At 63.8% G+C, this 25,990-nt stretch carries 30 protein-coding genes and 1 riboswitch; of the genes, 13 read left to right on the top strand and 17 right to left on the bottom strand.

Annotation, left to right across the window (positions count from 1 at the left end; translation table 11 throughout):
• The first annotated feature begins 4 nt into the window (after positions 1-4).
• The gene (gene lysA / locus BT173_RS13875; RefSeq protein ID WP_072429272.1) at positions 5-1,267 is read left to right on the top strand and encodes a diaminopimelate decarboxylase; all 1,263 of its coding nucleotides are present in this window, start codon (positions 5-7) and stop codon (positions 1,265-1,267) included.
• 75 nt (positions 1,268-1,342) lie between these two features.
• Here the strand turns inward: lysA and thiD are convergent, their stop codons facing one another.
• From thiD to thiM, 3 genes are read right to left on the bottom strand one after another with little or no spacing between them, the layout of a single operon-like run.
• Positions 1,343-2,143, bottom strand: a complete 801-nt coding sequence (gene thiD / locus BT173_RS13870) for a bifunctional hydroxymethylpyrimidine kinase/phosphomethylpyrimidine kinase (protein WP_072429271.1) — start codon at positions 2,141-2,143, stop codon at positions 1,343-1,345.
• Positions 2,140-2,778, bottom strand: coding sequence for a thiamine phosphate synthase (gene thiE / locus BT173_RS13865; RefSeq protein WP_084658623.1), 639 nt, complete (start codon positions 2,776-2,778; stop codon positions 2,140-2,142). The genes thiD and thiE overlap by 4 nt, the downstream gene beginning before the upstream one ends.
• Positions 2,775-3,575 carry a hydroxyethylthiazole kinase gene (gene thiM, locus BT173_RS13860; RefSeq protein WP_072429269.1) on the bottom strand — a complete coding sequence of 267 codons (801 nt, stop codon included), beginning with the start codon at positions 3,573-3,575 and terminating at the stop codon, positions 2,775-2,777. Before thiM ends, thiE begins: the two co-directional genes overlap by 4 nt.
• A gap of 25 nt (positions 3,576-3,600) precedes the next feature.
• Positions 3,601-3,699, bottom strand: a riboswitch (TPP riboswitch).
• 173 nt (positions 3,700-3,872) lie between these two features.
• Between thiM and arsN2 the strand changes: the two genes are divergently transcribed.
• The 4 genes from arsN2 (at position 3,873) to BT173_RS13840 (ending at position 5,719) form a co-directional block, all read left to right on the top strand.
• Positions 3,873-4,301 (top strand): arsenic resistance N-acetyltransferase ArsN2, encoded by a 429-nt coding sequence (arsN2, locus tag BT173_RS13855; RefSeq protein ID WP_072429268.1) that lies wholly within the window; start codon positions 3,873-3,875, stop codon positions 4,299-4,301.
• Positions 4,302-4,517: 216 nt separating this feature from the next.
• The gene (locus BT173_RS13850; protein ID WP_072429267.1) at positions 4,518-4,958 is read left to right on the top strand and encodes a DUF2314 domain-containing protein; all 441 of its coding nucleotides are present in this window, start codon (positions 4,518-4,520) and stop codon (positions 4,956-4,958) included.
• A gap of 66 nt (positions 4,959-5,024) precedes the next feature.
• Complete coding sequence (locus BT173_RS13845; protein ID WP_072429266.1) at positions 5,025-5,384, top strand: hypothetical protein; 360 nt, start codon at positions 5,025-5,027, stop codon at positions 5,382-5,384.
• Positions 5,385-5,428: 44 nt separating this feature from the next.
• Positions 5,429-5,719 carry a helix-hairpin-helix domain-containing protein gene (locus tag BT173_RS13840; protein ID WP_072429265.1) on the top strand — a complete coding sequence of 97 codons (291 nt, stop codon included), beginning with the start codon at positions 5,429-5,431 and terminating at the stop codon, positions 5,717-5,719.
• 49 nt (positions 5,720-5,768) lie between these two features.
• Here BT173_RS13840 and BT173_RS13835 read toward each other — a convergent pair whose 3' ends face one another.
• From BT173_RS13835 to BT173_RS13805, 7 genes are all read right to left on the bottom strand, one after another.
• The gene (locus tag BT173_RS13835; protein ID WP_072429264.1) at positions 5,769-7,097 is read right to left on the bottom strand and encodes an ATP-binding protein; all 1,329 of its coding nucleotides are present in this window, start codon (positions 7,095-7,097) and stop codon (positions 5,769-5,771) included.
• Positions 7,094-7,774 carry a response regulator transcription factor gene (locus BT173_RS13830; protein ID WP_072429263.1) on the bottom strand — a complete coding sequence of 227 codons (681 nt, stop codon included), beginning with the start codon at positions 7,772-7,774 and terminating at the stop codon, positions 7,094-7,096. The genes BT173_RS13835 and BT173_RS13830 overlap by 4 nt, the downstream gene beginning before the upstream one ends.
• Positions 7,775-7,777: 3 nt before the next feature.
• On the bottom strand, positions 7,778-8,017 hold the full coding sequence (locus BT173_RS13825) for a PepSY domain-containing protein (protein WP_245794183.1): 240 nt from the start codon (positions 8,015-8,017) through the stop codon (positions 7,778-7,780).
• A 70-nt stretch (positions 8,018-8,087) separates the two neighbouring features.
• On the bottom strand, positions 8,088-8,597 hold the full coding sequence (locus tag BT173_RS13820) for a glycine zipper 2TM domain-containing protein (protein ID WP_072429262.1): 510 nt from the start codon (positions 8,595-8,597) through the stop codon (positions 8,088-8,090).
• 122 nt (positions 8,598-8,719) lie between these two features.
• A complete protein-coding gene (locus BT173_RS13815; RefSeq protein WP_072429261.1) occupies positions 8,720-9,373 on the bottom strand; it encodes a Crp/Fnr family transcriptional regulator in 654 nt (217 codons plus the stop codon).
• A gap of 33 nt (positions 9,374-9,406) precedes the next feature.
• Positions 9,407-9,775, bottom strand: coding sequence for a hypothetical protein (locus BT173_RS13810; RefSeq protein ID WP_072429260.1), 369 nt, complete (start codon positions 9,773-9,775; stop codon positions 9,407-9,409).
• 153 nt (positions 9,776-9,928) lie between these two features.
• Entirely contained in the window at positions 9,929-15,577 is a 5,649-nt protein-coding gene (locus BT173_RS13805) for an alpha-2-macroglobulin family protein (RefSeq protein ID WP_072429259.1), read from the bottom strand.
• Positions 15,578-15,737: 160 nt separating this feature from the next.
• On the opposite strand from BT173_RS13805, the gene BT173_RS13800 reads away from it, so the two are divergent.
• Together BT173_RS13800 and BT173_RS13795 are read left to right on the top strand one after the other, a co-directional pair.
• Positions 15,738-16,310 carry a TetR/AcrR family transcriptional regulator gene (locus BT173_RS13800; RefSeq protein ID WP_072429258.1) on the top strand — a complete coding sequence of 191 codons (573 nt, stop codon included), beginning with the start codon at positions 15,738-15,740 and terminating at the stop codon, positions 16,308-16,310.
• 93 nt (positions 16,311-16,403) lie between these two features.
• Positions 16,404-17,171: an SDR family NAD(P)-dependent oxidoreductase gene (locus BT173_RS13795; protein WP_072429257.1), complete on the top strand. Its 768-nt coding sequence runs from the start codon at positions 16,404-16,406 to the stop codon at positions 17,169-17,171.
• A 59-nt stretch (positions 17,172-17,230) separates the two neighbouring features.
• Here BT173_RS13795 and erpA read toward each other — a convergent pair whose 3' ends face one another.
• From erpA to rplM, 6 genes are all read right to left on the bottom strand, one after another.
• Positions 17,231-17,581 (bottom strand): iron-sulfur cluster insertion protein ErpA, encoded by a 351-nt coding sequence (gene erpA, locus BT173_RS13790; RefSeq protein WP_072429256.1) that lies wholly within the window; start codon positions 17,579-17,581, stop codon positions 17,231-17,233.
• 103 nt (positions 17,582-17,684) lie between these two features.
• Positions 17,685-18,113: a bactofilin family protein gene (locus tag BT173_RS13785; RefSeq protein ID WP_072429255.1), complete on the bottom strand. Its 429-nt coding sequence runs from the start codon at positions 18,111-18,113 to the stop codon at positions 17,685-17,687.
• Positions 18,114-18,116: 3 nt separating this feature from the next.
• Positions 18,117-18,839 (bottom strand): DUF6776 family protein, encoded by a 723-nt coding sequence (locus BT173_RS13780; protein ID WP_072429254.1) that lies wholly within the window; start codon positions 18,837-18,839, stop codon positions 18,117-18,119.
• A 3-nt stretch (positions 18,840-18,842) separates the two neighbouring features.
• Positions 18,843-19,871, bottom strand: a complete 1,029-nt coding sequence (argC, locus tag BT173_RS13775) for an N-acetyl-gamma-glutamyl-phosphate reductase (RefSeq protein WP_072429253.1) — start codon at positions 19,869-19,871, stop codon at positions 18,843-18,845.
• Between the two features lie 168 nt (positions 19,872-20,039).
• On the bottom strand, positions 20,040-20,432 hold the full coding sequence (gene rpsI, locus BT173_RS13770) for a 30S ribosomal protein S9 (RefSeq protein ID WP_072429252.1): 393 nt from the start codon (positions 20,430-20,432) through the stop codon (positions 20,040-20,042).
• Between the two features lie 27 nt (positions 20,433-20,459).
• Positions 20,460-20,888: a 50S ribosomal protein L13 gene (gene rplM / locus BT173_RS13765; protein WP_072429251.1), complete on the bottom strand. Its 429-nt coding sequence runs from the start codon at positions 20,886-20,888 to the stop codon at positions 20,460-20,462.
• A 476-nt stretch (positions 20,889-21,364) separates the two neighbouring features.
• Here rplM and BT173_RS13760 point away from each other — a divergent pair, with 476 nt between their 5' ends.
• Positions 21,365-21,781 carry an OsmC family protein gene (locus tag BT173_RS13760; protein WP_072429250.1) on the top strand — a complete coding sequence of 139 codons (417 nt, stop codon included), beginning with the start codon at positions 21,365-21,367 and terminating at the stop codon, positions 21,779-21,781.
• Positions 21,782-21,875: 94 nt separating this feature from the next.
• Here the strand turns inward: BT173_RS13760 and coq7 are convergent, their stop codons facing one another.
• Complete coding sequence (gene coq7 / locus BT173_RS13755) at positions 21,876-22,493, bottom strand: 2-polyprenyl-3-methyl-6-methoxy-1,4-benzoquinone monooxygenase (protein WP_072429397.1); 618 nt, start codon at positions 22,491-22,493, stop codon at positions 21,876-21,878.
• A 164-nt stretch (positions 22,494-22,657) separates the two neighbouring features.
• On the opposite strand from coq7, the gene BT173_RS13750 reads away from it, so the two are divergent.
• The 5 genes from BT173_RS13750 to BT173_RS13730 all read left to right on the top strand — a co-directional run bounded on the left by BT173_RS13750 (position 22,658) and on the right by BT173_RS13730 (position 25,981).
• Positions 22,658-23,215: a peptidylprolyl isomerase gene (locus tag BT173_RS13750; protein WP_072429249.1), complete on the top strand. Its 558-nt coding sequence runs from the start codon at positions 22,658-22,660 to the stop codon at positions 23,213-23,215.
• Between the two features lie 57 nt (positions 23,216-23,272).
• Positions 23,273-23,767, top strand: coding sequence for a peptidylprolyl isomerase (locus BT173_RS13745; protein WP_072429248.1), 495 nt, complete (start codon positions 23,273-23,275; stop codon positions 23,765-23,767).
• Positions 23,768-23,824: 57 nt separating this feature from the next.
• Positions 23,825-24,571, top strand: a complete 747-nt coding sequence (locus BT173_RS13740; RefSeq protein WP_072429247.1) for a UDP-2,3-diacylglucosamine diphosphatase — start codon at positions 23,825-23,827, stop codon at positions 24,569-24,571.
• Positions 24,572-24,701: 130 nt separating this feature from the next.
• The gene (locus BT173_RS13735) at positions 24,702-25,190 is read left to right on the top strand and encodes a hypothetical protein (protein WP_072429246.1); all 489 of its coding nucleotides are present in this window, start codon (positions 24,702-24,704) and stop codon (positions 25,188-25,190) included.
• 182 nt (positions 25,191-25,372) lie between these two features.
• A complete protein-coding gene (locus BT173_RS13730) occupies positions 25,373-25,981 on the top strand; it encodes a glutathione S-transferase (protein ID WP_072429245.1) in 609 nt (202 codons plus the stop codon).
• Positions 25,982-25,990: the final 9 nt, after the last annotated feature.

Here is a 25,990-nt window from a genome sequence, read left to right as displayed (position 1 = left end):
CAGCATGGCGGCAATCTTTCAGAAAGCCGCCACCATGCTGAACCCCACCCGCCTGACCGACCTGGCCCACCGCTATGGCACCCCGCTGTGGGTGTATGAGGCCGCCACCATCCGCCAGCGCATTGCCGATCTGCAGCGCTTCGATACCGTGCGCTTTGCCCAGAAGGCCTGTTCGAACACCCACATCCTGCGCCTGATGCGTGAGGCCGGCGTGAAGGTGGATGCGGTATCGCGCGGAGAAATCCTGCGTGCACTGGCGGCCGGCTTCGACCCGGCCAGTACGCCCGATGCCATCGTGTTCACCGCCGACCTGCTCGACCGCGCCACGCTGGACACCGTGGTCGAGCACCGTGTGCCGGTCAATGCCGGCTCCATCGATATGCTCGAGCAGCTCGGCGCAGTCTCGCCCGGCCATCCGGTCTGGCTGCGCATCAACCCAGGTTTTGGCCATGGCCACAGCAATAAGACCAATACCGGCGGCGAGCACAGCAAGCACGGCATCTGGCATAGCGAGCTGCGCGCGGCACTGGATGCGGTGCGCAAGCACGGCCTGCAACTGGTCGGCCTGCATATGCATATCGGCTCGGGCGTCGATTACGGCCATCTGAGCCAGGTATGCGGCGCCATGGTGCAGCTGGTGCGCGAAACGCGTGCGGCCGGCCACGATCTGCACGCGATCTCGGCCGGCGGTGGCCTGTCCATTCCGTATAAGGACGGCGAGGCCAGCATCGACACCGAACACTATTTCGGCCTGTGGGATGCGGCACGGCGTGAGGCCGAAGCCGTGCTCGGTCACCCGCTGCAGCTGGAAATCGAACCAGGCCGCTATCTGGTGGCCGAAGCGGGCTGCCTGATCAGCGAGGTGCGCGCCACCAAGCAGGCCGGCAGCAATCACTTCGTACTGGTGGATGCCGGCTTCAATGAGCTGATGCGCCCAGCCATGTATGGCAGCTATCACGGCATCAGCCTGATTGCCCACGATGGGGCCGAGCGCCCGGCCGGCCATAGCGTGGTGGCCGGCCCGCTGTGCGAATCGGGGGATGTATTTACCCAGGGAGATGGCGGCGTGGTACTGCCGCGCGCCCTGCCGCGCGCGGAGGTGGGCGATCTGCTGATCCTGCACAACACCGGCGCTTACGGCGCCAGCATGTCGTCCAACTACAACTCGCGCCCGCTGATTGCCGAAGTGCTGGTGGACGGCGACACCGACCGCCTGATCCGCCGCCGCCAGACCGTGGAAGAGCTGCTGGCACTGGAAGCGCTGTAAGCGCAGCTTCCCAGCAAAACAAAGCCCCGCCAGAGCGGGGCTTTGTTTTGGGGCGACTTTGCGCTAGCGGCCGGCCTACCACCAGGCGTGGAAGTGATGGACCGGGCCGATGCCCTGCCCCACCGCCAGCCGGTCGGCCGCCTGTAAAGCCGCGTGCAGATAGTCGCGCGCGGCGGCCACGGTGGCCGGCCAGTCGGCATGGCGCGGGCGCAAGGCGGCCAGCGCGGCCGACAGTGTGCAGCCGGTGCCATGGGTGTTTCGGGTGGCCACGCGCAGCTGGCTGAAACGGGTCTCGCCCTCCGGCGTAATCAGCCAGTCCGGGCTTTCCGCGCCGCCCAGGTGGCCGCCCTTCATCAGCACTGCCTGTGCGCCGGCCGCCAGCAGCGCGCGGCCCTGGGCGCGCATCGCGTCCTCGCTGTCGGCTGGCGCGCAACCGAGCAGCGCGGCGGCCTCGGGCAGATTCGGGGTGATCAGGCTGGCCAGCGGCAGCAGCGCACTGCGTATCGCCCCCACCGCATCGGCCTGCAGCAGCGGGTGGCCGCCCTTGGCGATCATCACGGTATCCAGCACCACATACTGCGGCGCATAGCGGCGCAGGCCGTCGGCCACGGCGTGGATGATGACGGCATTGGCCAGCATGCCAAGCTTGAGCGCATCGACGCGGATATCGGCAAACACCGCATCAAGCTGGGCCGCCACGAAATCGGCCGGCACCGGATGCACGGCGCTCACCCCCTGGGTGTTCTGCGCAGTCAGCGCGGTCAGCACGCTCATGCCATAGGCGCCCAGCGCCGAGAAGGTCTTCAGGTCGGCCTGGATGCCGGCGCCGCCGCCCGAGTCCGAGCCGGCAATGGTCAATGCATGAGGAATGCTCATGAGCGTGCTCCGCGTATCTCGTTCAGCAAGGCGGCCGTGGCGGCGGCCGGGTCGGGTTGGCCGCAGATGGCCGATACCACGGCCACCCCATCCACACCGGCCGCAATCAGCGGCGCGGCCATGCCGGCCTGGATGCCACCTATCGCCACCGCGGGCAGGCGCTTGTCGCGCATCAGCTGGCTGAAGGCAGCCAGGCCGATGACCGGTGAGGCATCGGGCTTGGTCCCGGTCGGATAGACCGGCCCCACGCCCACATAATTGGTCAGATGCAGCGGCGCGGCCGCCAGCTGGCTGGCATTCGAGGTGGACAGGCCGATCAGCTTGTCCGGCCCCAGCAGGCGGCGCACCACCTCCACGGGCAGGTCGGCCTGGCCTACGTGCACGCCGGCTGCATCCACGGCCAGCGCAATATCGAGATGGTCGTTGATGATCAGCGGCACGCCGAGCGGGTCGAGCGCCGCCTTCAGCTCAATGGCGGCCTGCAGATACTGGCGCTTCTTCCACTGCGGCGCACGCAGCTGAACCACGCTGGCCCCAGCCTGCGCCGCGCGGTGCGCAGTCTGCACCATGCCGGCCAGGCCACCGCACAGCTCGGGGTCGAGCACCAGATAAAGCGATAGATCGAGCTTGCTCATGCGGATTGCCCCGTGAGATGGGTCGGTGCCAGCTGGTACAGCGCATCCAGCCAGGCCGCTTTGAAGGAACCCGGCCCCTGGCTGGCGGCCATGGCCTGCTCGCCAGCCAAGCCGGCCATCGCACAGGCGGCGGCGACTGCATCCAGACGGTTGGGGGCGCCCGCACAGAAGGCCGCCACCAGTGCCGATAGCGCACAGCCGGTGCCCACCACGCGCGTCATCAGTGCATCGCCCCAGGGCGTGGCCCAGGCTTGCTCGCCATCCGTGATGTAATCGACTGCACCGGTCACCGCCACTACCGCGCCAGTCTGGCGTGCGAGCGCCATGGCGGCCGGTAGCGCCTGCTCGGCGGCATCGGTGCTGTCCACACCACGCCCGCCACTGCCCATACCGGCCAGGGTGAGGATTTCCGAGGCATTGCCGCGGATGGCAGCCGGCCGCAGCTGCAGTAGTTCGCGACAGGCTTCACGGCGATAGGCGAGCACACCCACCGCCACCGGGTCGAGCACCCAGGGCACGCCGGCCGCATTGGCTGCCAGTACGGCCGCGCGCATGGCCGCGTAACGGGCCGGATAGAGCGTGCCGACATTGATCAGCACGGCGCCGGCCATGGCGGCAAAGTCGGCCACCTCCGCCTCGGCCACGATCATGGCCGGCGCGGCACCGGCGGCCAGCAGCACATTGGCGCTGATCTCCTGCACCACTTCATTGGTAAGGATATGAACCAGCGGCGTACTGGCGCGCAGGCGGGCGACTTCATCGGCCAGCCGCGCGAGCGGGAAATTCAGGGGGGGCATAGGGCTTCTCCTTGCGCGCAGAGAAGGCCAGGGAGGCGGACTTCCCTACGCCGGCATGATCCGGATCAGGTGATGCGGGTGTGTCTCAGCCCCGGCCAATGGCGGGGCACCCCGAGTCGGCGTGAATTGTCCGCCCAGATCGCGGCAGGGACAAGCTGCGCAGATGGCGACAGGGAAAGTCTTGGTGTAATTTTCCTGACGCCCCGCGCACTCGGCCGCATATCGGCGCGCCGCGTCCCGCCCTCCCAACTGCCCGCGCAGGCTGCTGCCTGGCAGTGAACAAGAAGGTGTTTGAGCATGCATATAGAACCGATCAGCGATCTGCGCGCTGCCCAGCAGCTGCTCGCGGCCATGGACCTGCCCTATGCCGATCTCGCCACGCTGCCTGATCTGACCCTGGTTGGCATGCATAGCGCCGGCGAGCTGGTGGCGATGGCCGGCATCGAAGGCCATGCGCAGATCGGTCTGCTGCGCTCGCTGGCCGTGGCGCCCGCCTATCGCCAGCAGGGCCTGGCCTCGCAGCTGATCGCCCACTTGGAACAGCTGGCGCGCCAGCAGGGCCGGCACACGCTGTATCTGCTCACGACCAGCGCCGAAGCTTTCTTCGTCCGTCACGGCTATCAGGCCATCGCGCGCGAGGCAGCACCACCCGCGCTGCGCCAGACCAGTCAATTCAGCACATTGTGCCCGGCCTCCGCACGCATCCTGAGCAAGCCGCTGACCTGAAGCCCGCCGCTCAAAGCGGGCCCGTGCGCCCCCTTACAAGGCGGATGAGCTGAGGCGATACGTAGGTTTTTCAACACGACGCAGCACAAGGCACAGCTGGAGCGCGCGCAGATGACGCGCCTGTGGCTTAATCTGGCTTATACAAGCGGGCTGCACGTGGGGCCGAGCGCCCAATCTGACTGCCGCAGCGTCGATCAATCGCCAAGAGGACCCGATATGGCACAAGCCGAAGAACCGCTATTCATGGCCGTGGACGCCGAGTCCGATGCCTATCTGCAGACCATAGCCCAGGCCCATGCCAGTCTGGCTGGCTTCAAGCAGGCGCTGCAGGCCTTGCCTGAGGCCGATCTCGCCTGCGTGAAGTTCTTTGTGCCGGAAAGCCCGGATGCCAGCGAGGGTGCTTATCTGTGGCTGATGCATCCCGAGTTCAGCGAAGGCTTCTGCTATGCCAAGCCGTTCGAGCTGCCGGAAAACTTCCGCTGGATACAGGTCGGCCAGTGGCTGAAGTTCAGCGAGGACAGCCTGCTGGACTGGTATCTGCTTAGCGAATCGGGCGAGATGCATGGCGGCTTTTCGCTGCGCTACCAGCGCGAGCAACTCCCGGAAGACCAGCGTGCGGCCTTCGATGCACGTATCGGCGTACGGCAATATCTATAGCCCCACCCGCCGACTAGCGTGCCTAGCGCGGGCTAGCGGCGGACACCGGCCCTGAAAAACCCCAGCATGAAAACTACCCTCGCCCTCTTCGCGCTGGCCGGCCTGACTGCCTGTCAGCCGGCTCCCGCCATTCCCACCCAGCCGCCCAGCGCGACCGACGCCCAGCGAGCCATCGGCGAGATGTTCGGCCCGAGCATGGCCAGCGTGCTGCAAAGCGGCAGCGTGGTGTTGGGCACCTGCTTGGCCACGCCGGCCAAATATCAGCCCGAGCCCGGGCAGTTTTCCTGCAGCTTTCTGCTCAATAGCCCGGGCGGCAGCTCGGAATCGCAGGCTGACTTCGTGATGACCGAGACCGGCTGGCAGGCCCAGCCCAGCGTCGCCCAGGACGAGCTACCTTTCCCCGACCCGAAATTACACGGCAAGTAGGCGTGTCGTCACCGCTAGGCATACAGACAGGTAGAGGGCGATTCATGCATCCCAGCAAAGTCATCCGCGAGCGCGTGAGCAAGCTCACCGATCTGCCCAATATCGGCAAGGCCGGTGCGGCCGACTTGCAGCGGCTGGGCATCCACAGCCCAGCCCAGCTGCGCGGCCGCTGCGCCTACCAGCTCTATGCCGAGCTCTGCGCGCAAACAGGCAGCCAGCACGACCCCTGCGTGATCGATGTGTTCATCTCGGTGATCCGCTTCATGGAGGGTGAGCCGGCCCAGCCGTGGTGGCATTACACGGCCGAACGCAAACAGGCTAGGAAAATAGCCTAGGCGGCGGACAGCATGCCTGGGCCGGCATGCACAGCCCGCGCGCACCGGCTTAGGCAGTCGGCAGGCGGATTTCGATCCGGCCACCGCCCAGCGGGCTGCGCCCGAGGGTGATCTGCCCCGCATAGGCGGCCACGATATCGGCCACCACGGTCAGCCCGATGCCATGGCCGGGCACCTGCTCATCCAGACGCACGCCACGCTGCAAGGCGGCCTGGGTGTCGCTGAAACCGGGACCATCGTCCTCGATGCACAGCTGCAGCTCGCGCTGCACGATGCGCAGCTTGCAGCGCACCCGCGAACGCGCCCATTTGGCGGCGTTGTCGAGCAGATTGCCGCACACCTCGAAGGCATCCCCCTCATCGAGCTTCCAGCTCAGTTTGTCCGGGCAATCGAGTTCGAACTGCAGATTGCGCTCGGCATACACCTTGGCGAGCGAATCGACGATGCGCTGCAGCACCGGCGCCAGCTGCAGCGGCGCGGCAAAGCGATTGGCGCCGCTGGCGGCGGCCCGCCCGAGCTGGTGCTGCACGATGCCATCCATGCGCGCGACCTGGTCTTCCACGGTCTGCGCAAGCTGGGCCGGCTCGGCCAGGCCGCCGCGCAGCACGGCCAGCGGGGTCTTCAGGCTGTGAGCGAGATCACCAAGCGCATCCTTGTAGCGCTGCTGGCGTGCGCGCTCCTGCTCGATCAGGGTATTCAGATTATCGGTGAGGGCGGCCAGCTCGCTCGGATAGCGCCCCTCGATGCGCGGCTGGTCGCCGGTTTCGATGCGACGGATCTCGCGCGCCACGCGACGCAACGGCGCCAGGCCCCAGCCCAGCAGCAGGGTCTGGGCAAACAGCAGCACCAGGGCTGCGCCGCCCAGCCAGGTCCACAGCGTGGTGCGGAATTGGCCGAGTTCGCGCCGGTACTGGGTGTCTTCCTCCACCACAGCAAAGGTCAGCGGCCGCGCACGCGGGCCATCCGACCAACGCACGCCATAAGCGGCACTCAGATAGCGCTTGCCGTTTTTGACCCGCTCATCGAACAGCCATTGGCCGGCCTGCAGATCGCGCGGGAAAGGCGGACGTAGGCCGAGCGTGGAGGCAGACTGCCATTCCTCGCGGTGATTGGGATTGGCCACGTTCGCATACAGGCCGGAGGCCGGCAGCGAGAAGCGCGGTTCGGCCAGCGAGGGCGGCATGATCAGCCCGCCCTCGGGGTCGAGTTCGGCCGCCGCCATCAGCAGGTAGACATCACCCTGCAGGCGCGCGTAATGGGCAGAACGGGTGCTTTCGGAAAAGGCCCGCTCGAGCGCGTAGCCGGCGCCGGCCAGAAAGATGGCCAGCACGAAGGTCGCGCCCAGGATAAGCCGGGTGCGAATCGAGCCTGGCTTCATTGCCCGGCTTGCAGCACGAAGCGATAGCCGCGCCCGCGCAGGGTTTCAATCGGTGCCAGCGTGCCGTCCGGATCGAGCTTGCGGCGCAGGCGGCCGATCAGCACTTCCAGCACATTGCTGTCGCGATCCTCATCGTGCGGATACAGGTAGTCAGAGAGTTCCTGCTTGCTGACCACGCGCGCGCGTTCGCGCACCAAGTACTCCAGCATCCGGTATTCAAAGGTGGTCAGCTCCACCGGCTGGCCATTCAGCTGCGCCTGCTGGGCCGAGAAATCCAGCCCGATCGGCCCCAGCACCAGCGTGTCCGAGGTCGCCTTCAGCGCGCGGCGCAGCAGGGCTTTCACCCGCGCGGCCAGCTCCGGGTATTCGAAGGGCTTGACCAGATAATCGTCGGCGCCAGCTTCCAGGCCCTTGACCTTGTCTTGCCAGCTACCACGCGCGGTCAGGATCAGGATGGGCAGCGCCTTGCCCTCGGCGCGCAGTCTTTCCACCACCTCCATGCCGCTGAGCTTGGGCAGACCCAGGTCGACAATGGCGAGGTCAACCGGGTATTCGCTGGCCTGGAACAGGCCATCTTCGCCATCGGCCGCCTCGTCCACCCGGTAGCCGTCGGCTTCCAGCTGCTTACGCAGGCTCTGGCGCAGCGGGGCTTCATCTTCAATCAGCAGTAGGCGCATGGTTCAGATCGCCCGACCGCTGGCGGCATCGATGAACACCACCTTCACCTCGCCCTGTTCGGTCACCACCTTGACCCGCCATACCGGGCGGCCGTCACGCTCGCTGCGGTCCACCGACAGCACGCGGCCGCCAGTCTGGCGTTGGGCGGCGGCGGCCGCATCATCGCGGCTCACATCGGCCCAGGCAGGGGTGGCTGCCAGCAACATCAGGCAGCTCAGGCAAAGCAGAAGCCATTTCATCATCGTGCTCACTTGGTTCAGCCAACAATGGGCCGATTGTATTACGAGCGCCGCACCCGGCGGCAGCCTGCGCTCAGATCAAGGGTTCGACCGACACGCGCACCGGCAGCGACTTGCCCGGGTTTTCGTTCATGAAGGTCGTGTATTGCTGGCCGCGGTATTCATAGGTCACGCGGTAGCCGACCAAGCGGCTCTGCCAGTCTTCTACGGTGCGGCAGCGCTTGATCTCGCGCGGAATCTCTTCCACATAGCCACCGCTGCGACCACGGTTATCGATATTGTCACCCGCCAGCGCGCCAACCACGGCACCCACAGCGGTCGCCGCTTCGCGCCCATGGCCCTTGCCCACTTGGTTGCCGATCAGGGCGCCGGCCAGGCCGCCGATCACGGCGCCACCATACTGGCGCTGGGCGGGCACTTCGCGGGTCTCGGTCACCCATTCGCTGCTGCATTCCTTGCGCGGGGTGCTGATGCGCTCGTACTCGGGCGTGGCGCTGCGCACGCGGGCGGTGTCGTTGAAGCTATCGGCCTGCGCCGCCACAAAGCTGGTCGCAAGCAGAGTAAGGATGGCGAGGCGGTTCATGACGTGCTCCTGTTGAGTTGGTGCACGCAGTGTGCGCGGGGCGCAGTGAACCGAAACTGAATGATGGCCGGGCAAACAAAAACCGGCCACGCGGGCCGGTTTCGATGTGCTGCGCAGCGGCATCAGAATGCTTCGGGCAGCTTTTGCAGAATGATCAGGCGGCGATTTTCCACCCGCACATAACCGCCGAACACCAGCTCCTTCATGATGCGCGCCACCATCTCGCGCGAGGAGCCGACCCGGTCGGCAATCGCCTGCTGGGTCATCGGCTCTTCCACCATGTATTGGCCTTCGCGCTCCACGGCCAGATCCTCGAACAGGATGCGCACGCGGGTATACACATCGCGCAGGGCCAAGTTCTTCACCGCCTCGGTCAGCTGGCGCGTGCGACGCACCAGATTGACCAGCACCTTGAACTGGATCTGCGGGTGATTGCGCATCAGGGTTAGGAAGTCTTCCTTCTGGATCACCAGGAAGGTGCTCTGCTCTTCCGTCTCCACCGACGCGGTGCGCGGCTCATCGTCGAGCAGGGCCAGCTCGCCCACATATTCGCCCGGGCCAAGCACGGCCAGCACGTATTCCTTGCCGTTCGAATCGCTGACATAGACCTTCACCCGGCCCTGCATGAGCAGGAACATCGAGCTGCCAGCCTCGCCCTCGGTGATGATGATGGCGCCCTTGGCAAAGGTGCGCGCGGCGGCCGAAGCCTCGACATGGCTGAGTTCGTCGTCGGACAGGCCGTGAAACAGCGGGATCTGTTTGAGTGTAGAAATCATGCTTTCCTCAGTCCCAAACGGGTTCTTCTTGGATCAGTTGCCAGGCGCAGGCGCCGGCTGCTTGGTTTCGGCCGGTTTTTCCTCCTCGGCCGCATCGGTACCACCACCGATTTCAATACTGGCCACCGGCCCGCTGGCCGCCTTCGCGTCGGGCGCAGGCGGAATGACATCCAGCTTGTTCTTGGTCATGTACTCGTTCATTTCCTTCCAGCCGGCAAAGATATCGGCCTTCGATACCCGCGGATTGCGCTGGAAGCAATCTTCCAGCGAGCGGCCGGTATGGCGGCAAGCCGCACCGATGGCGCGCCCATTGAGCTTGGCCTGGTTGGCCAGTTCGGAAACCCGCTCACAGCCGGAAAGCGCAATCGCCAGTACTGCCAGAAGAAAAATGCGTGTCGTCATCGTGTTCCGGCATTGATTTCAAGTAGTTTGGGAATTGTAAGCTAGATTTTGGCAATACTCACACGCCCAAGAATAGGCCACGCACATTGCCGCTGCGCTGCTAGGCAGGCAGCTGCCCATTTCTGGACACGCTGCCTGCCAAGCCCGCTGGATTTATTCCACCCGAATCAAGGGGTTGGGGCTCTCGCCAAAGCGCTCTGGCGCATACAGCGCCTCCACGCGGGTGGCGGGCAGGGCGAATTCACCGCGGGTGTTCAGGCGCACCGTGTACTCGAGCACATGCTGGCCCTTGGGCAGCCAGTCGTAATACGCGCGGTAAGCGGTCTCGCCCTTTTCCTCGAAGGCCGGCCAGGCCCCCTGGCTGGTTTCGCTACGCGCCAGCAGGGCCGAATCGGTGGCCATGCCACGCCCCAGCAAGGTTGCCCCGGCCGGAATCGGATCATTGACCGCCACCCAGCTCATATCGGCCTGGGCGTCGATGGTCAGCCGCACGCGCCATACCTCGCCACGGGCAAAGGTCTTGCCACGCGCCTCGACCGGCTCCCAGCGCTTGTCCACCCGATAGCCCGACACCAGCGGCGCCTTCAGCGGCACGGCAGCGCGCGCTTCCAGCACGGCCCAGGGCTTGCCAGCACCCTGGTGGCTCAGGTTCAGCGTGGCGGCCTGATCGGGCCAGGGCAGGAAGAGGCGGCCGCCTTGGGCCGATTTGCTCCAATCCAGACGCTGCTCGCCACCCAGCTTGGCCACGGTCGCCCCGCCTGGTGGGCCGGCCTCGACCTGCTGCGCGAACTGGCGCAGAGCCAGCGCGCCCCAGGCATTCGCCACCGTGGTATCCCAATGGCCACGCTGCTGACGGCTGACCACGCCGCGCGCCAGGCGGCCAAGGTCGGCGCGATTGCCCTGTTGCTTGAGCGCATCGAGCAGGATGCGAGCCGCATCGCCATCGGTCGAATCCATGCTCCACCAGGCATCATCAGCCTGGGCCGTGGAGAAGTTCAGGCTGGTGCCCGACATATCGAGGCGTGCGTTCAGAATCTGACGCGCTTCCTTCAGCCTTTCCACGCGCTTGGGCACGCCGTCCAGTTTTTCCAGCACCGCGATCCAGTCGAGCACGGTGGCGGTAGGCCAGCGGTTCGGCTCCAGCACCAGACCGTCGAGCATGGCCGGACGGGCCGATTCCCAACGTACCAGCGCGGCAATCGCATCCAGCTTACGGCTGGCGCGACGCGTGCTGTCGCTGGGCAGCGGCTCGCGGGCAATCCGCCCTTCCACATAGCCGGTCAGCGCGCGCAACATGCGTTCACGCCCGCCATCGGGCAGTGCCCAGCCACTTTCGGCCGACAGGGTCAGCATATGGGCGGTCAGCGCTGCGCTGCCGTACTCCAGTGTGGGGAAGTATTTGGCCAAGCCATCGCCATCCAGATAGCTGTCCAGGCGCGCGACCACCGCATCCCAGGCGGCCGGGTCATTCAGCCCCATGGCCTTGGAGGTCTGCTGCTCGAGGCAGGTGTAGGGGTAGGCGCGCAGATAGTTTTCTACTCCATCCAGCGCTGCTACCAGGCTGGGCGAGAGCGTGACGCTGACGCCACCGCGGCCGGCAATCGCATCCGCGGGGCGGGCCAGCGGCAGGTTCAAATCGGGCGGCAGCTGGGTGATGGTGGCTTGCAGCACGCGCACCGGCACCGCCTCGCTCACTGCCTGGCTGAAACTCAGCCTGTCGTAGACGCGCGTGCCGCCCTGGACTTCCACCTGCCAGTCCAGCTTGCCCACACCGGCCGGCACACTAACCGGCCAGATCAGCTCACGGGCCTCGTTGCCGGCCAGGTTCAGCGCCTGCGCGGTTAACTCTGGCAGGCCCTTGGCCTTGGCACGCACGGTCAGGCTCAGCGCCTCCGCCGTGGTATTGCGCACAGTGAAGCCGGCCTCGAAGCGGTCGCCCTCGCGCACCGTGCGGGCCAGGCCATTGAACAGCATCACATCCTTGCTGGCGCGGATCTTGGTCTCGCCAGTGCCGAAGCGGTCGCTACCGGCCGTGGCCACCGCCACGATGCGGAAGCTGGTCAGCGAATCATTGAGCGGCACCTCCACGCTGGCCTCACCCTTGGCATCCAGCGTCACGCGCGCCTTCCACAACAGCAGGGTATCGAACAGCTCGCGCGTACCGCTGCGCCCACCACCGCCGCCAACCGGCACCGCCTTGCGGCCGAAGTGGCGCTTACCGATGACCTGGCCTTGCGCAGTGGCGGTATAGAAGCCATAGCCGCGCTCGCCCAGCATGGCGGGCAGCAGCTGCCAGCTATCGTTGGCGCGCAGCTGCAGCAGACCTTCGTCCACCGCGGCCAGTGCCACCTCGGCTCCCTTGGGCAGCGGCTTGCCATCCATGCCCTTCACGCTCACCTTCACGCGCGCCTTGTCGCGCACCTGGTACAGGGTCTTGTCGCTGCTCACCTTCACATCCAGCGCATAGGCCTTACTGCCCACCGCCAGCTTGATCAGGCCCAGCTTGTAGGCCGGGCGGGCCAGATCGAGCAGGGCCGTCGCGGCCGGCTCGGCCACCCGGCCGCGCACCACCAGCACCGAGACAAACACATTCGGCCCGTAATGCCCCTTGATCGGCAGCTTGATGATCGGGTTGTCCGCACGCAGGGTGACCGCGCGCCATTCGAGCACCTTCTCGCGTTCGACTGCCACCAGGGCGGTGGCCTCGCGGAAGGGCATCACCACGCGCAGGGTGGCGGTGTCGCCCGCCTCGTACTGCTTCTTGTCGGCGATCAGATCGATACGGTCGCCATCACCATTCGCCCACCAGCCTTCGCCCTCGCCCGGTAGCCAGGCTTCGTCATGGGCGTAGGCAATATGGCCGGCATCGTCGGCGCTGCTAACGCGCACCAGCACCTCGCCACTGAACTTGGCCGGCAGATCGCAGCGCAGGCGGCCGCGCGTATCGCTACGTCCATTACAGATCTCGCCCAGCGGCTGGTAGCGGGTTTCGTGCTGATAGCTGTAGAAACCGCCCACCAGACGCTTGCGATGGCTGAAGGTCTGACGCGACCAGGCCTCGGCCTTGATGGCGCGCCCAGCCAAGGGCTTGCCGGTATAGCTGGCGAGGCCAAGTTCCAGCGGCATGCCGCCTTCGCGCTTGGCCTGGCCGAACTTCAGACCAACCTGGGCCGCCGAGGGCCAGATCATGCTGCTGGCGGCCGTGGTCTGCACCTCACCGTTCGGATCGCGGTATTCGAGTTCGGCCGTCAGCTGCAGCGGCGTGCTGGCATTGCGCCAGCCGGTCAGCGGCAGGGTCGCACCACCGGCCTTATCGAGCACCGTGCTACGCAAGGCCAGCGGCTGTTCATCATCCTGATTCTCACGCTCGTCCTGCGCATCGGGGCGCAGCACCTTGGCCGGTACATCGCCCGTGCTGAAGCGGAAGCCCTCGAAGGCCTCCAGCTCGCGCGAACCGGCCGGGCGCACCAGGGCGCGCAGCTTGACCGCCTCGCCACCAGCCGGGCCGCCGGCCAGGTATTGCACCTGGGCCACTGCTTGCAGGCTACCCGCTTGCACGGTATCGGCCGGTAGCTTGAGCGTGCCGCGCATCAGCGGCACACGGAATTCCGCCACGCTGAACTGGCCGGCACTACCCAGACCATCGAGCTGCTTACCCTGCTTGCGCGCCAGATTGATCGCATAGCTGCCCAGCTTGGCATCCGCAGGGATGTCCCAGCTCAGCGTGGCAGCGCCATTGCGCCATTCCAGCGGCAGCACCACGCTTTCGTCCGAGCCCAGATGCTGGAGCTCGACCTGATTGGGCAGCTGCGCATCGGCCAGCTGGCCAAAACCCAGCGCCGTACGTTCCCGGCCGATCAGCTTGATGCTGACGGTTTCACCAGCCCGGTACAGACCGCGGTCGAGCACGGCATGGAAGCTGCGACGCTGATCGCGGTCGTACTCGGTATTCACGCCAAAGCGCCAGGCCTCGATGCCTTCGCGCCAATCCGACACCAGGAAGGTCACGTCCTCGCCCTGACGGGCAAACACATAATTCGGGCAGTCGTAGCGTTCCTTGGCAAGCGCCTTGCTCGGCTGCCAGACCCCCTGGGCATTGGTCTTGCCGCTGGCCAGCACCTTACCCTTGCAATCGAGGATGCTGACCGCAGCATTGTTGACCAACCAACCCTTATCCAGCGTGGTCACCCAGACCAGCGCATCGTCATGCCCACGCCGGTAATGCACGCTCAGATTGGTAACCAGCGCGCCGCTGGCCACATACATGGATGCCGCCGGCTGCAGCAGGCGCTTGCCCAGGCGGGCGCTCTCCACTTCCACGACGGTCAGGCCGGCCTTGGGCAGCGGCAGACCGATCACCTCGGCGGCCAGCTCGTCGTTCGGGGCGGGCAAGCGATAGCGCTGTGCGCTACCCACATCCTTGAGCAGCGAGGCCGAACGGTAATCCTGGCCATCGGCCGGCTGCGCACCGCGGCGCAGACGCTGATACCAGCTGACGATATCGGCTTCCTTGTTCAGGGTGAGTTGACGATAAGGCAGGCCCAGCGTCTTCTCGGCTGGCTTGGCGGAACCGGTCGCGCTCTTGGCCATATCGATCAGGCTGTCGAGCATGCCGGGCGCCGGCTTGTCCTCGGCACGCACAGCCTCGCCCACATTGCGCACCGTCACCGGCAGCACCCCCACCGCGCGCTCCACAATGCCAAAGCTGGCCGAGAACTTGGCCAGGGCCGGGAAGCTGTCCAGCTTCACACTCTGCGGAAACTGCTTGGCATTGCTCAGCGCACGACCATATTCATCGCGCAGCCCGGCAGGCAGATTCAGCTGCAGCGTGCCGTTTTCCGGAAACAGCGGCTTGAAGCGCACGCCATACGCCAGCTGGCGGCGCACCGGCTTGCCAGCCTGCTCTTCCTCGAAGAATTGCTTATCGCTGCCCAGTATCGCTTCCGCCGCCCAGCGCTGCTTGCCGTCGGCGCTGACCAGGGTCGCGGCCTTGGCGCGCGCCGCATCCACCCCGGCGGAAAAGCGCAGCTCGATTGGCGACAGCGGCAGGCAGGCCGATTTCTCACGCGTGCGCTCGCAGGACATCCAGGCGGTGAAACGCGGCTGCACGCGGAAGTCGAACTGCATGGGCTCGCGCAGGCTGGCGCCATTGGCGGCGCTCAGGCCGGCATCCAGCACCAGCTGCATGCTGGCATCGTTGGGTAAGGGGCGCTGGCAGCGCAGCGCCGCCATATGGCTGGGCCAGCGTTTACGGTCGCGGCTGAAATAGGCGGTTAGCAGTTTGTCACGCTCGGCATCGGCTAACACCACGGCCGGAATACGCTCGCGCAGGCCTTCCACCTCGCAACGCGCGCTGGCCGCCAGGGAAGTGGGCAACGGTGGCGCGGCAAAGCTAACCAGAAAGACCTGGTCTTCCACAATCGGCTGCCAGCGCTCAGGCCAGACATCCACTGGCTCTGGGCCACCGGTGGAAAACTGGTAGCGGCTGGCCGGTAAAGCGGCGCCAGCCAGCGTTTTCAGGCCCGGCTTGAGGCGGAATTCGCATTGAGTGGCGGCAGGTAGATCACGGCGGAAGTCATAAACCCAGTTGCGGTCATCGATCCAGCGCCCACTGCCTTCCTCCGCACCACAGGCCACCTCGAAAGGGTCGGGCAGGCGCGGATCGCCAAAACGCACCATGGATTCAGAGAAGCGCACCTTGGCCTGGCGCACCTCGCGCACGGCGCCCTGGGGCGAGAAACTTTCGATATCGGCGGCAAACAGGCTGAGCGGTAGACAGGCAAGTAGCAGGGCAAGGCGCATAGCGGCTTTCAAAGATATGGTCGGTGGCCGGCGTGCGGGCAGGCCACATAATTAGAGTATTTATTAAGGTTTTATGATCCCAGCAAGCGCTAGACTCGGGGAATGCGTATAAAATGCGCCAACTTTCCGGCAACTACCGCCATCAAGCAGAAACAAGATCATGACCACCCAAGAAGAGAAAACACGCCGCGCCGAGCTGATTACCGCAGCGAGCCGCCTGTTCAAGGAGCAAGGCTACGAGCGCACCACCGTACGTGACCTCGCTCAAGCCGTCGGCATGCAATCTGGCAGCCTGTTCTACCATTTCCGCACCAAGGAGGAAATGCTGGTTGCCGTCATGGCCGCCGGGATAGGCGAACTGACTGATAGGCTAGAAGAGGCTTTGGCAGAAGCCAAGACCCCACTGGAAAAACTGAAAACCGTTTTCCGCGTCCACCTGGACACCCTGCTCGGCGACGACAAGGGCGCATTATCGGTGCTGCTGTATGAATGGCCTAGCCTGTCGGATAAGGCACGCACCGAACTGATCAAGCTGCGCGACGCCTATGAGCGCGATTGGCAACAGGTGCTGGATGAAGCCGCCGCCGCGGGCCTCGTGCATAGCGATACCCGCCTGCTGCGCAAATTGCTGCTGGGTGGCCTGCACTGGACGATTCAGTGGTACAAGGCCGATGGCAGCAGCAGCCCAAAGGAACTGGCCGATCGCATGCTGGAACTGGTGCTGAAGAAATAAGCCACACACGGTATACCGCGCCCTCCTTACCCAGGAGGGCGTTTTTCATGGCGGCCAGGGCCGACCTATTCCACAAGAAAAGGAGACATATCGATGCAGATGGAAAATACCAGCGTACTGATTAGCGGCGGGGCATCAGGCCTGGGCGCAGCAGTGGCGCGCAAGGCCATCAGTGCCGGCGCCTGCGTGCTGATCGCCGACCGCAATGCCACGGCGGGTGCCGCACTGGCGGCCGAGCTCGGCGAGGCGGCGCGCTTCGCACTCTGCGATGTCAGTGACGAAGCCAGCTGCCAGGCCGCCGTGCAACAGGCGATCAGCAACTTTGGCCGCCTGGATGCGCTGGTCAACTGCGCAGGCATCGTGCACGGCGAAAAGCTGGTTGGGCGCGAAGGCCCGCATCTCTTGGATGGCTTCAAGCGCACCCTGGATGTGAATCTGATCGGCAGCTTCAATCTGCTGCGCCTGGCCGCCGATGCGATGAGCAAGCAGCCCGCCCAGGCGAATGGTGAGCGCGGTGTGATTATTAACACCGCCTCGATTGCCGCCTTTGACGGCCAAATCGGCCAGTGCGCGTATGCGGCATCCAAGGCTGCCATCGTGGGCATGACCCTGCCGGCGGCGCGCGAGCTAGCCCGCTACGGCATACGGGTGATGACGATTGCGCCGGGCATCTTCAAGACGCCGATGATGGCCAGCCTGCCTGAGGACGTGCAGGACGCGCTGGGTGCCGCCGTGCCCTTCCCTTCGCGCCTGGGCGACCCGGCCGAATTTGCCCACCTAGTCGCCGCCATCATCGAGAACCCGATGCTCAATGGCGAGGTGATACGCCTGGATGGTGCGCTGCGCATGCAGGCCAAATAAGGCGTGCACAGAAATGAAAAAGCCCCGGTATAGACCGGGGCTTTTTTGTGGCTGAATGATCAGGCCGAGAAAGACGAGCCGCAACCGCAGGTCGAGGTCGCGTTCGGGTTCTTGATGGTGAACTGCGAGCCTTCGATACTCTCCACATAGTCGATCTCGGCACCCACCAGATACTGGTAGCTCATCGGGTCAACCAACAGGGTCACGCCGTTCTTCTCGTAAGGCGTGTCGTCTTCATTGACGATTTCGTCGAAGGTGAAGCCGTACTGGAAACCGGAGCAACCGCCACCGGTCACGAACACGCGCAGTTTCAGGTCGGGATTACCTTCTTCAGCGATCAGGTCGGCCACCTTGGCAGCGGCGTTATCGGTGAAGACGAAGGGGGTGCTCATTTCGACAGGGGCATTCATGGCGCGAACTCCAGACAACGCATTGGTTTAATGCGCAGATTATCCGCGCATACGGCGTATTTGTTAACCCTTTTACAAACAGGGACTTGCTGCTTAGATGGGGCTATTCCGGCGCAGTTTCAAGTTTGGCCCCTTTCTTGGTCACGGGCGGCGTGGCCGGCTTGCTGTCCAAGCCACCCATATGGATCAGCTGGCCGGCCACCACGGCACCGGGATGCATCTCCAGCGAGTTGTAATACACATCACCGACCACCTTGCACTTCGACTGTAGTTCCAGATAGTGGGTGGCGTGAATCGGCCCTTCAATCGTGCCATTGAGTACCAGATGTGCGACCCGCACCGTGCCGCGGATACGCGCCTTCTCGCTGACCACCAGCGTGCTCGGCTTGTCATCCATGGCGGTCACATCGCCGACCACTTCGCCATCGATACGCAGACCGCCGGCGAAATGCATATGACCCTCGATGCGCGCCTCCAGGCCGATCAGGCTGTCGATGCGGTTGGTCGCCTTATGCTTGTCTTTGCCAAACATGTTTCATCCTTTCACTTCATAAATGCGGGTCAGGCGTGGGCGGGTTTCGCCCGCCGCATAGATCGCCATTTCCACCCGCTTGAGCACGGTATCGGCCGGCAGATCGGTCTCACGCTCCAGGCGCAGAAAGCGCGACACGCTGAGCGGGATGCGGGTCTGCGGCCAGGCAATGATTTCGCGCTTGCCCTGCCGCTCAATGGTCAGCCGGAACTGCATCTCACCCTTGAAGGCCTCCTGGCTAGATTGGCCTTGCAGCAGGATGGCACTGAGCCGGTAGTGGCCGGGCGTCAGCGGCTCGACGCGGAAGACCTCAATCGCCAGTGCAGGCGCCCTGTCTGTCTTGGTCAGCAACGACTCATAAAAGCCGATGCGCTCGCGCAGGCTGCCATTGTCCGCCTGCAGTTGCTGCAGTTGTCGCGTCATGGTCTGCCGGGTTGCCAGCTCAAGGCGCAGCTGCTGCTCGGTCTCGGCCTGCTTTTGGCGCGCTTCACTCAAGGCCTTTTCCAGCGTGCCGGCATTGCGTGCCGCCTCCTGAATCGCGCGCTGCGCATGCGGGTCTTGCCGGCCGACTTCCTGGCCATGCTGGAACAGCAGCCAGCTGGCCCCCGCCAGCAAGCACAGCGCCAATAGCACGAGGCCCACCCAGGCATACCAGGGCAGATGGCGCCGCACAGCCAGGCGTGCAGTGGCCAGATGATTACCGCGGCGTTTCCAGCGACGCAGCATGGATCAGGGCAGCAGGGGCACGATGTCCAGGCCCTGCCCTTCCGGCAAGCCGAACAGCAGGTTCATATTCTGCACCGCCTGGCCGGCCGCGCCCTTGACCAGATTATCGATGACCGACAGCACCACCACCGTATCGCCACCCTGTGGGCGATGTACGGCGATGCGACAGGTATTCCCGCCACGCACGGAGCGGGTTTCCGGCGTACTACCCGCAGGCATCACATCCACGAAACGCTCGTTCGCATAACGCTGCTCAAACAATGCCTGTACATCGACATCCTTGGTCAGCTTGGCATACAGGGTGGCATGTATGCCGCGGATCATCGGGGTCAGATGCGGCACGAAGGTCAGGCCAACGGGTGCCTGCGCGGCTGCGGCAAGGCCCTGCTTGATCTCGGGCAGGTGGCGATGACCACCGACGCCATAGGCCTTGAAGTTGTCGCCCGCCTCACACAGCAGGGTATGCACCTCGGCCTTGCGCCCCGCGCCAGACACACCGGACTTGCTATCCGCGATCAGGCTGGATGCATCGACCACGCCAGCCTCGATCAGCGGCAGGAAGCCCAGTTGCACCGCTGTCGGATAGCAGCCTGGGTTGGCGATCAGGCGCGCGGTGCGGATCTTGTCGCGGTTCACCTCCGGCAGGCCATATACCGCCTCGGCCACCAAGCCTGGGCTGGCGTGACTCATGCCATACCACTTCTCCCATTCGGCCACATCCTTGATACGGAAGTCGGCAGCCAGGTCAATGACCTTGACCCCGGCTTCGAGCAAGGTCGTGGCTTCCTGCATGGCAATGCCGTTCGGCGTGGCGAAGAACACCACATCGCATTCGTCCAGCTTGGCATCGGTCGGGGTAGAGAAAGCAATATCCACATGACCGCGCAGGCTCGGATACATCTCGGCCACCGGCATACCGGCTTCCTTGCGCGAGGTAATGGCTTGCAGCTTGACGCCGCCGTGCCGCGCCAACAGGCGCATCAGCTCCACGCCCGTGTAACCGGTCCCGCCTACGATGCCTACCTTGATCATGTCTTGCTTTCCTTCCACTGAGCCGATCGCAAAGAGGGTCGATGATACAACGATTCCCTGATATGCCAGATAGATTGGCGGCGCAAAAAGAAAAAGCCGCCAGAAACTGGCGGCTTTTCCCGGCTTGCGCCGACGTACTCGAACGAATCTTCGCGTCGAATCTGGCGATTAGCGCTTCGAGAACTGCTTGGCGCGGCGGGCCTTACGCAGACCGACCTTCTTACGCTCAACTTCACGAGCATCACGCGTCACCAGACCTGCGCGCGACAGGGTCGGCTTCAGGGCGGCGTCGAATTCGATCAGCGCGCGGGTGATGCCGTGACGCAGTGCACCGGCTTGACCGGTTTCACCACCACCAACAACGTTCACCAGGATGTCGAAAGCTTCCAGGTTTTCGGTCAACACCAGCGGCTGACGAACCACCATGCGACCGGTTTCGCGGGAGAAATACTGGTCCAGCGGCTTACCGTTCACAACGATCTTGCCCGAACCCTTGGCCAGGAACACGCGAGCGACAGCGCTCTTGCGACGACCCGTACCGTAATAATACTTGCCAACCATTTTTTCAGTCCTTGTATCTGGTCGTAATTAGACTTCAAGGACTTTAGGCTGTTGCGCGGCGTGCGGGTGCTCGGCGCTAGCGTAAACCTTGAGCTTCTTGATCATAGCGTAGCCGAGAGGGCCCTTGGGCAGCATGCCCTTGACGGCCTTCTCGAGCACACGCTCAGGGAAACGTTCCTGCATTTCGGTGAAGGAACGCTCATAGATACCACCGGGGTAGCCCGAGTGGCGGAAATACGTCTTTTGCTTGGCCTTGTCACCGGTCACACGCAGCTTGTCTGCGTTCACGACAACGATGAAATCACCGGTATCGACGTGAGGGGTGTAGATGGCTTTGTGCTTACCACGCAGGCGGTGAGCGATTTCGGCGGCGAGGCGACCCAGCACCTTATCGGTGGCGTCGACTACAAACCAGTCGCGCTGTACCTCGTGCGGCTTGGCGGAGAAGGTTTTCATACGGCTCTTCCAGATTCGTTCGATTTACGGAAAGTCGCGCATTCTATTTGAAAAAACAAAGCGCTGTCAAACCGAACGAACGTTGACAAGTCACCGCAGCCGACAGGCGGCACGCGGAGAACGAATAATCTTAAAATACAGACAAAAAAAAGCGCAACCGATTGGGTTGCGCGTAATTCCACCAAAGAAGGAGGATGGAGGAGACAACATCAAAGCACACACATTGCGTGTACCGCCTCAATGCAGTTCGGATACTACGCAAGCCTTACGCGAATGGCAAGTGTTTTTTGTGCAGCGCGACATGAAATCAATGAACAGAAATAAAGTTACACTTCAAGAAGCGCGAAAACAGTCCATCACGGGGCTTTAGTTACGATTCTGTAGTTTCAGGCCAGCAATCCGTCGCTGGTCTCTATCGCAGTGCGGCAGACCTTGCGCCCGCCGCGCCTTCCGCCACTTTTGCAAGGAGTAGTCCGATGCGCGCTCGCATCAAATGGGTAGAAAACGTCAGCTTTCTGGCACAAAGCGAATCGGGCCACTCGGTTCTGATGGATGGCGCTCCGGCCGCAGGCGGTCAGAATCTGGGGCCGCGGCCCATGGAACTGCTCTTGATGGGCACCGGTGGCTGCACCGCCTTCGATGTGGTCACCATCCTGAAGAAAGGCCGCGCCGATGTGGTCGACTGCGAAGTTGCGCTGGACGCCACGCGCGCAGAGACCGATCCCAAGGTGTTTACTCACATCCATATGCACTTCACGGTCAAGGGACGCCAACTGAAAGTCGAGCAGGTGAAGCGCGCGATCGAACTGTCGGCTGAAAAGTACTGTTCTGCCTCCATCATGCTCGGCGCTACGGTCAAGATCAGCCATGATTTCGAGATTGTGGAAGTCTAAGTAAGCCGGACACAAAACAGCCCGAGCTACTGAGTCGGCTCGGGCTGTTTTTTTGTTCGACTTACGCCTCATCAAGACAACAGAACCTGTTTCGCTAGACGCGATACGCGAGCGTGGTCATCACCTGCGACATGGCGCGCATGGCGGTCTTGACCGGCGCGGGTAACTCGGCCGCCCCCAGTTCGACCGCGGTCGCCGCATGTGCCGTCTCATCGGCATGCATCTGGGTCACTACGGCCCGGCTCTTGGCATCCGCATCCGGCAGCAAGCCCAAATGGCTATCCAGGTGCGCACTGACCTGACGTTCGGTTTCGGCCAGAAAACCCAGATTCCATCGATCGCCAATCAGCCCTGCCCCTACGCCCATGGCCAGAGAGCCCGCATACCAGAGCGGATTGAGCAGACTCTTGTGACTACCGAGCTCCTGCAGGCGTCGCTCGGTCCAGGCCAGATGCTCGGTCTCTTCCTGCGCAGCCTGGCGCAGCGCTTCGCGCGTGGCGCGATCGCGCGCGGTCAGCGCCTGGCCTTGATACAGCGCCTGAGCGCACACTTCACCACAGTGATTGACCCGCATCAGACCGGCGGCATGGCGCTTCTCTGCCGGGCTGAGTTCAGCCTCCGCCAGCTGTGCATCGGGATGCGGACGCAGGCTGGCGGCAGGGGCAAACACCGTGCGCAAGGCGCGGTCAAACTCGGTAATCAGCTGGTCCATGGGTCGATCCGGAAAGGTGGGCAGGCTGCGATTGTAGGGGCGCGAGGGAAAATATTCACGCATCGCCATGCAGTAGCTAGCCTCTACCCGCACGGCATAGCGGGTAAGTGGCTGTGCTAACATCGCCGCCTATTATTCTTATCTCACTGCGCAGGACTCTCCCTATGCAAGGTTTGCTACTCAGCGCGCTGCTTGCGCTCGCCCCCCTCGCCTATGCGGCCAATCCGCATGTGCTGCTCAGCACCAATCAGGGCGATGTTGAGATTGAGCTGTTTGCCGACAAGGCACCGAAAACGGTGGAAAACTTTCTGCGCTATGTGAAGAAGGGTCATTACAACGGCACCGTTTTCCATCGCGTGATTCCTGGCTTTGTTGCCCAGGGCGGTGGCTACGGGGTCGATATGCGTGAAAAGCCCACCGACAAGCCGATCCAGAACGAAGCCAATAATGGTCTCTCAAACAGCGTCGGCACCCTGTCCATGGCGCGCACCAATGATCCGCACTCGGCCAGCGCCCAGTTCTATATCAATCTGCGCAATAACGTGATGCTCGACCATCGCGACCAGAGCCCGCGCGGCTGGGGTTACGCGGTGTTCGGCAAGGTGGTCAAAGGCATGGCCGTCGTCGAAAAGATGGCCGCCCAGCCCACCGGCTACGTAAACGGCATGCCCGACGTACCACTGCAGCCTATCATCGTGAAAACGGCCACCCAGCTACCCTGAACTCCATCCCCTGCGCTGGCGCATTGCCAGTCGCCGCCAACAGTCGAAAGGACTTCCATGCGCGTCAATCTGCACACCAATCACGGCCTGATCGGCATCGAACTCGATGAAGCCAAAGCCCCGAAGACCGTGGCCAACTTCGTCGAATACGTGAAGGCCGGCCACTACGATGGCACTATCTTCCACCGCGTGATCAACGACTTCATGATCCAGGGTGGCGGTTTCGACGCCGGCATGAAGCAAAAGGAAACTCGCGATCCGGTCGAAAACGAAGCCGCCAACGGCCTGAAGAACGACAAGTACACGATCGCCATGGCCCGCACCCCCGATCCGCACTCGGCCAGCGCGCAGTTCTTCATCAATGTCAGCAATAACAGCTTCCTCAACTACAGCTCGCCCACCGCACAAGGCTTCGGCTACTGCGTGTTCGGCAAGGTAGTGGAAGGCACCGAGGTCGTCGATGCAATCAAGGCAGTGCGCACCGGCTCCAAGGGCATGCATCAGGATGTGCCGGCCGAGCCGGTCACCATCGACAAGGCTGAGCTGGTCTAAAGCACTCGCCTAGTTACGGCGCGGGCAACCGCGCCGTTGTCATTTCAAGCGCCCCGTATGCCCAAACCCATCCTGTTTGCCTCCGACCTGCACCTGTCCGATGCTGATCCGGCCACCACGGCCGCCTTTATCGCCTTTTTGCGTGGCCCGGCTCGGCAGGCCAGTGCGCTCTATCTCTTGGGCGATATTTTCGAGTATTGGCTGGGGGACGATGATGACGAGGCCTTGAATGCGCAGATCGCCGCCGAGCTCTCAGCCTGTGCGGCAGACGGTTGCGCGATCTACTGCCTGCACGGCAACCGCGATTTCCTGCTCGGCTCCGCCTATGCACAGCAGGCAGGCGCGCAGCTGCTGGACGACCCCTATACATTGGACGCCTTCGGCCTGCACCTGCTGCTCAGCCATGGCGACGCGCTATGCACCGATGACACAGCCTATCAGCAGTTCCGCAGCCTGGTGCGCCAGCCCGCTTGGCAGGCGCAGTTCCTGGCTCGCCCCCTGGCCGAGCGCAAGGCGGAAGCGGCGCGTATCCGTGCCGCCAGCGAAGCAGCCAAGCAAGGCAAGAGCGCGCAGATCATGGATGTGAATGCCGTGGCGGTCAGCAAACTCTTGGCCGCCCACCCGGGCACGCACCTGATCCACGGTCACACCCACCGCCCTGCCAGCCACCAGCACGAGGTCCAACATGCGCTGCGCCAACGCTGGGTGTTGCCAGATTGGTACGCTGGCCAAGGCGGCTATTTGCGCCTGGATGAACAGGGGCTGAACTTCGTCGGCATCAATACCGACGCGACTTGGCGCTGAGTTAACCCTGAACGCCATTGTCATGAATACCATTTGACCGATTGACTTCCCGCCCAAGCGGCCTAGACTGCGCGCCTTATTGCGGCGCAACATCAGTCCACAAGACCGATTAATCAGGAAGTTACGGCATATGAATGCTTCTAACGCCGCCTGGCCCACACCCAGGCTCGAGCAACAATTCGATCGTTTCAATGAAGGCGCCGACCTAGCCGGCCGCAACTTCGAACGCCTGTTGGCGACACAGTTCGATGGCTATCGCGACTGGGTCGCTGCGCTGAATGGTCGCAGTGCGCCAGCGGAACGGCTCGAACAGCATCTCGATCAAAGCGTGCAGCTTGGCTGCTCACTGTTCGTCGCCCAGATCTCGGCTATGACCGATGCGATGCAGCTGCTGGAAAAGAGCGTGGCCGAGCAGCAGCGCAATATGCTGGCCAGCCTGGACGCGCAACCGGCCACGCTGGGTCAGCCGCTTAAGCAAGCAGTGTGCGTGAGCGCCTGCGCCTTCGACTCGCTCTCCAAAGCCAGTCGCCAGGTAGCCAATTTCGCCAGCAACCGCTTCGCCGCCGCGACCAAGAGCGCACTGCAACAAGCACGCGATAAGCTGAGCGAAAACAGTTAGCGCAGCAGCAAGTGCTGCGCCATGTATTTTGGGTTGCGCAGCGCAACATTCGCCGGTAAAAATGCGTGCGCTGCCACAGCCTCGCGCCAAGTGGCTCGGTACGCGCAGCAAGCCGCAGGAAGGGCTGGCCCTCGTCCAGGCACTTCCCTAGAATCCACAGTCCTTGCCCAACGGTTATCGTCATGAAGCTGATCGCATCGCTCACCAGCCCCTACGCCCGCAAGGTGCGCATCGTGCTGCAGGAAAAGCGCATCGAATGCCCATTGACGGTGGATATTCCCTGGAATGCCGACACCAAGGTCGGTGAGCTGAACCCACTAGGCAAGGTGCCGGTGCTGGTCCTCGACGACGGCTCCACGCTGTTCGATTCGCGCGTGATTGTGGAATATCTCGACCATGTATCGCCCGTCACCCGGTTGATCCCACATGACTACCGCCACGCGGTGCAGGTCAAGCGCTGGGAAGCGCTGGCTGACGGCATCTGCGATGCCGCCGCCAGCATCTTTCTGGAGCGCAAGCGCAGCGAGGCGCAACAAAGTGCCGATTGGATCGCGCGCCAGGAAGTCAAAATCAGCCGCGGCCTGCAGGCCCTGGCCGAAGACCTGGGCGAGCGCAACTGGTGCAATGGCGAAAGCTACAGCCTGGCCGATATCGCCGTAGGCGTGTGCCTGGGCTATCTCGATCTGCGTTTCGCCCATATCGCCTGGCGCAATGATTACCCGAACCTGGCCCGCCTGGCCGACAAGCTGGCCCAGCGTCCGGCTTTCGCCGACACCGTGCCGCAAGCCTGACAAGGACTG

It is taken from the genome of Chitinimonas taiwanensis DSM 18899 (assembly GCF_900119825.1).
GTDB classification, from domain to species: Bacteria; Pseudomonadota; Gammaproteobacteria; order Burkholderiales; family Chitinimonadaceae; genus Chitinimonas; species Chitinimonas taiwanensis.
This window is presented reverse-complemented; position numbering and strand designations above follow the sequence as displayed.

Excerpts from the sequence above, each read along its gene's own strand:
- erpA (WP_072429256.1), bottom strand. The coding sequence starts at position 17,581 with ATGAATGCCCCTGTCGAAATGAGCACCCCCTTCGTCTTCACCGATAAC.
- BT173_RS13800 (WP_072429258.1), top strand. The coding sequence starts at position 15,738 with ATGACCACCCAAGAAGAGAAAACACGCCGCGCCGAGCTGATTACCGCA.
- BT173_RS13825 (WP_245794183.1), bottom strand. The coding sequence starts at position 8,017 with ATGATGAAATGGCTTCTGCTTTGCCTGAGCTGCCTGATGTTGCTGGCA.
- thiD (WP_072429271.1), bottom strand. The coding sequence starts at position 2,143 with ATGAGCATTCCTCATGCATTGACCATTGCCGGCTCGGACTCGGGCGGC.
- BT173_RS13735 (WP_072429246.1), top strand. The coding sequence starts at position 24,702 with ATGAATGCTTCTAACGCCGCCTGGCCCACACCCAGGCTCGAGCAACAA.
- coq7 (WP_072429397.1), bottom strand. The coding sequence starts at position 22,493 with ATGGACCAGCTGATTACCGAGTTTGACCGCGCCTTGCGCACGGTGTTT.
- argC (WP_072429253.1), bottom strand. The coding sequence starts at position 19,871 with ATGATCAAGGTAGGCATCGTAGGCGGGACCGGTTACACGGGCGTGGAG.
- BT173_RS13750 (WP_072429249.1), top strand. The coding sequence starts at position 22,658 with ATGCAAGGTTTGCTACTCAGCGCGCTGCTTGCGCTCGCCCCCCTCGCC.
- BT173_RS13780 (WP_072429254.1), bottom strand. The coding sequence starts at position 18,839 with ATGCTGCGTCGCTGGAAACGCCGCGGTAATCATCTGGCCACTGCACGC.
- thiE (WP_084658623.1), bottom strand. The coding sequence starts at position 2,778 with ATGAGCAAGCTCGATCTATCGCTTTATCTGGTGCTCGACCCCGAGCTG.
- BT173_RS13830 (WP_072429263.1), bottom strand. The coding sequence starts at position 7,774 with ATGCGCCTACTGCTGATTGAAGATGAAGCCCCGCTGCGCCAGAGCCTG.
- BT173_RS13745 (WP_072429248.1), top strand. The coding sequence starts at position 23,273 with ATGCGCGTCAATCTGCACACCAATCACGGCCTGATCGGCATCGAACTC.
- BT173_RS13850 (WP_072429267.1), top strand. The coding sequence starts at position 4,518 with ATGGCACAAGCCGAAGAACCGCTATTCATGGCCGTGGACGCCGAGTCC.
- BT173_RS13785 (WP_072429255.1), bottom strand. The coding sequence starts at position 18,113 with ATGTTTGGCAAAGACAAGCATAAGGCGACCAACCGCATCGACAGCCTG.
- rpsI (WP_072429252.1), bottom strand. The coding sequence starts at position 20,432 with ATGGTTGGCAAGTATTATTACGGTACGGGTCGTCGCAAGAGCGCTGTC.
- rplM (WP_072429251.1), bottom strand. The coding sequence starts at position 20,888 with ATGAAAACCTTCTCCGCCAAGCCGCACGAGGTACAGCGCGACTGGTTT.
- arsN2 (WP_072429268.1), top strand. The coding sequence starts at position 3,873 with ATGCATATAGAACCGATCAGCGATCTGCGCGCTGCCCAGCAGCTGCTC.
- BT173_RS13845 (WP_072429266.1), top strand. The coding sequence starts at position 5,025 with ATGAAAACTACCCTCGCCCTCTTCGCGCTGGCCGGCCTGACTGCCTGT.
- BT173_RS13840 (WP_072429265.1), top strand. The coding sequence starts at position 5,429 with ATGCATCCCAGCAAAGTCATCCGCGAGCGCGTGAGCAAGCTCACCGAT.
- BT173_RS13795 (WP_072429257.1), top strand. The coding sequence starts at position 16,404 with ATGCAGATGGAAAATACCAGCGTACTGATTAGCGGCGGGGCATCAGGC.
- thiM (WP_072429269.1), bottom strand. The coding sequence starts at position 3,575 with ATGCCCCCCCTGAATTTCCCGCTCGCGCGGCTGGCCGATGAAGTCGCC.
- BT173_RS13730 (WP_072429245.1), top strand. The coding sequence starts at position 25,373 with ATGAAGCTGATCGCATCGCTCACCAGCCCCTACGCCCGCAAGGTGCGC.
- BT173_RS13815 (WP_072429261.1), bottom strand. The coding sequence starts at position 9,373 with ATGATTTCTACACTCAAACAGATCCCGCTGTTTCACGGCCTGTCCGAC.
- BT173_RS13740 (WP_072429247.1), top strand. The coding sequence starts at position 23,825 with ATGCCCAAACCCATCCTGTTTGCCTCCGACCTGCACCTGTCCGATGCT.
- lysA (WP_072429272.1), top strand. The coding sequence starts at position 5 with ATGGCGGCAATCTTTCAGAAAGCCGCCACCATGCTGAACCCCACCCGC.
- BT173_RS13810 (WP_072429260.1), bottom strand. The coding sequence starts at position 9,775 with ATGACGACACGCATTTTTCTTCTGGCAGTACTGGCGATTGCGCTTTCC.
- BT173_RS13805 (WP_072429259.1), bottom strand. The coding sequence starts at position 15,577 with ATGCGCCTTGCCCTGCTACTTGCCTGTCTACCGCTCAGCCTGTTTGCC.
- BT173_RS13820 (WP_072429262.1), bottom strand. The coding sequence starts at position 8,597 with ATGAACCGCCTCGCCATCCTTACTCTGCTTGCGACCAGCTTTGTGGCG.
- BT173_RS13760 (WP_072429250.1), top strand. The coding sequence starts at position 21,365 with ATGCGCGCTCGCATCAAATGGGTAGAAAACGTCAGCTTTCTGGCACAA.
- BT173_RS13835 (WP_072429264.1), bottom strand. The coding sequence starts at position 7,097 with ATGAAGCCAGGCTCGATTCGCACCCGGCTTATCCTGGGCGCGACCTTC.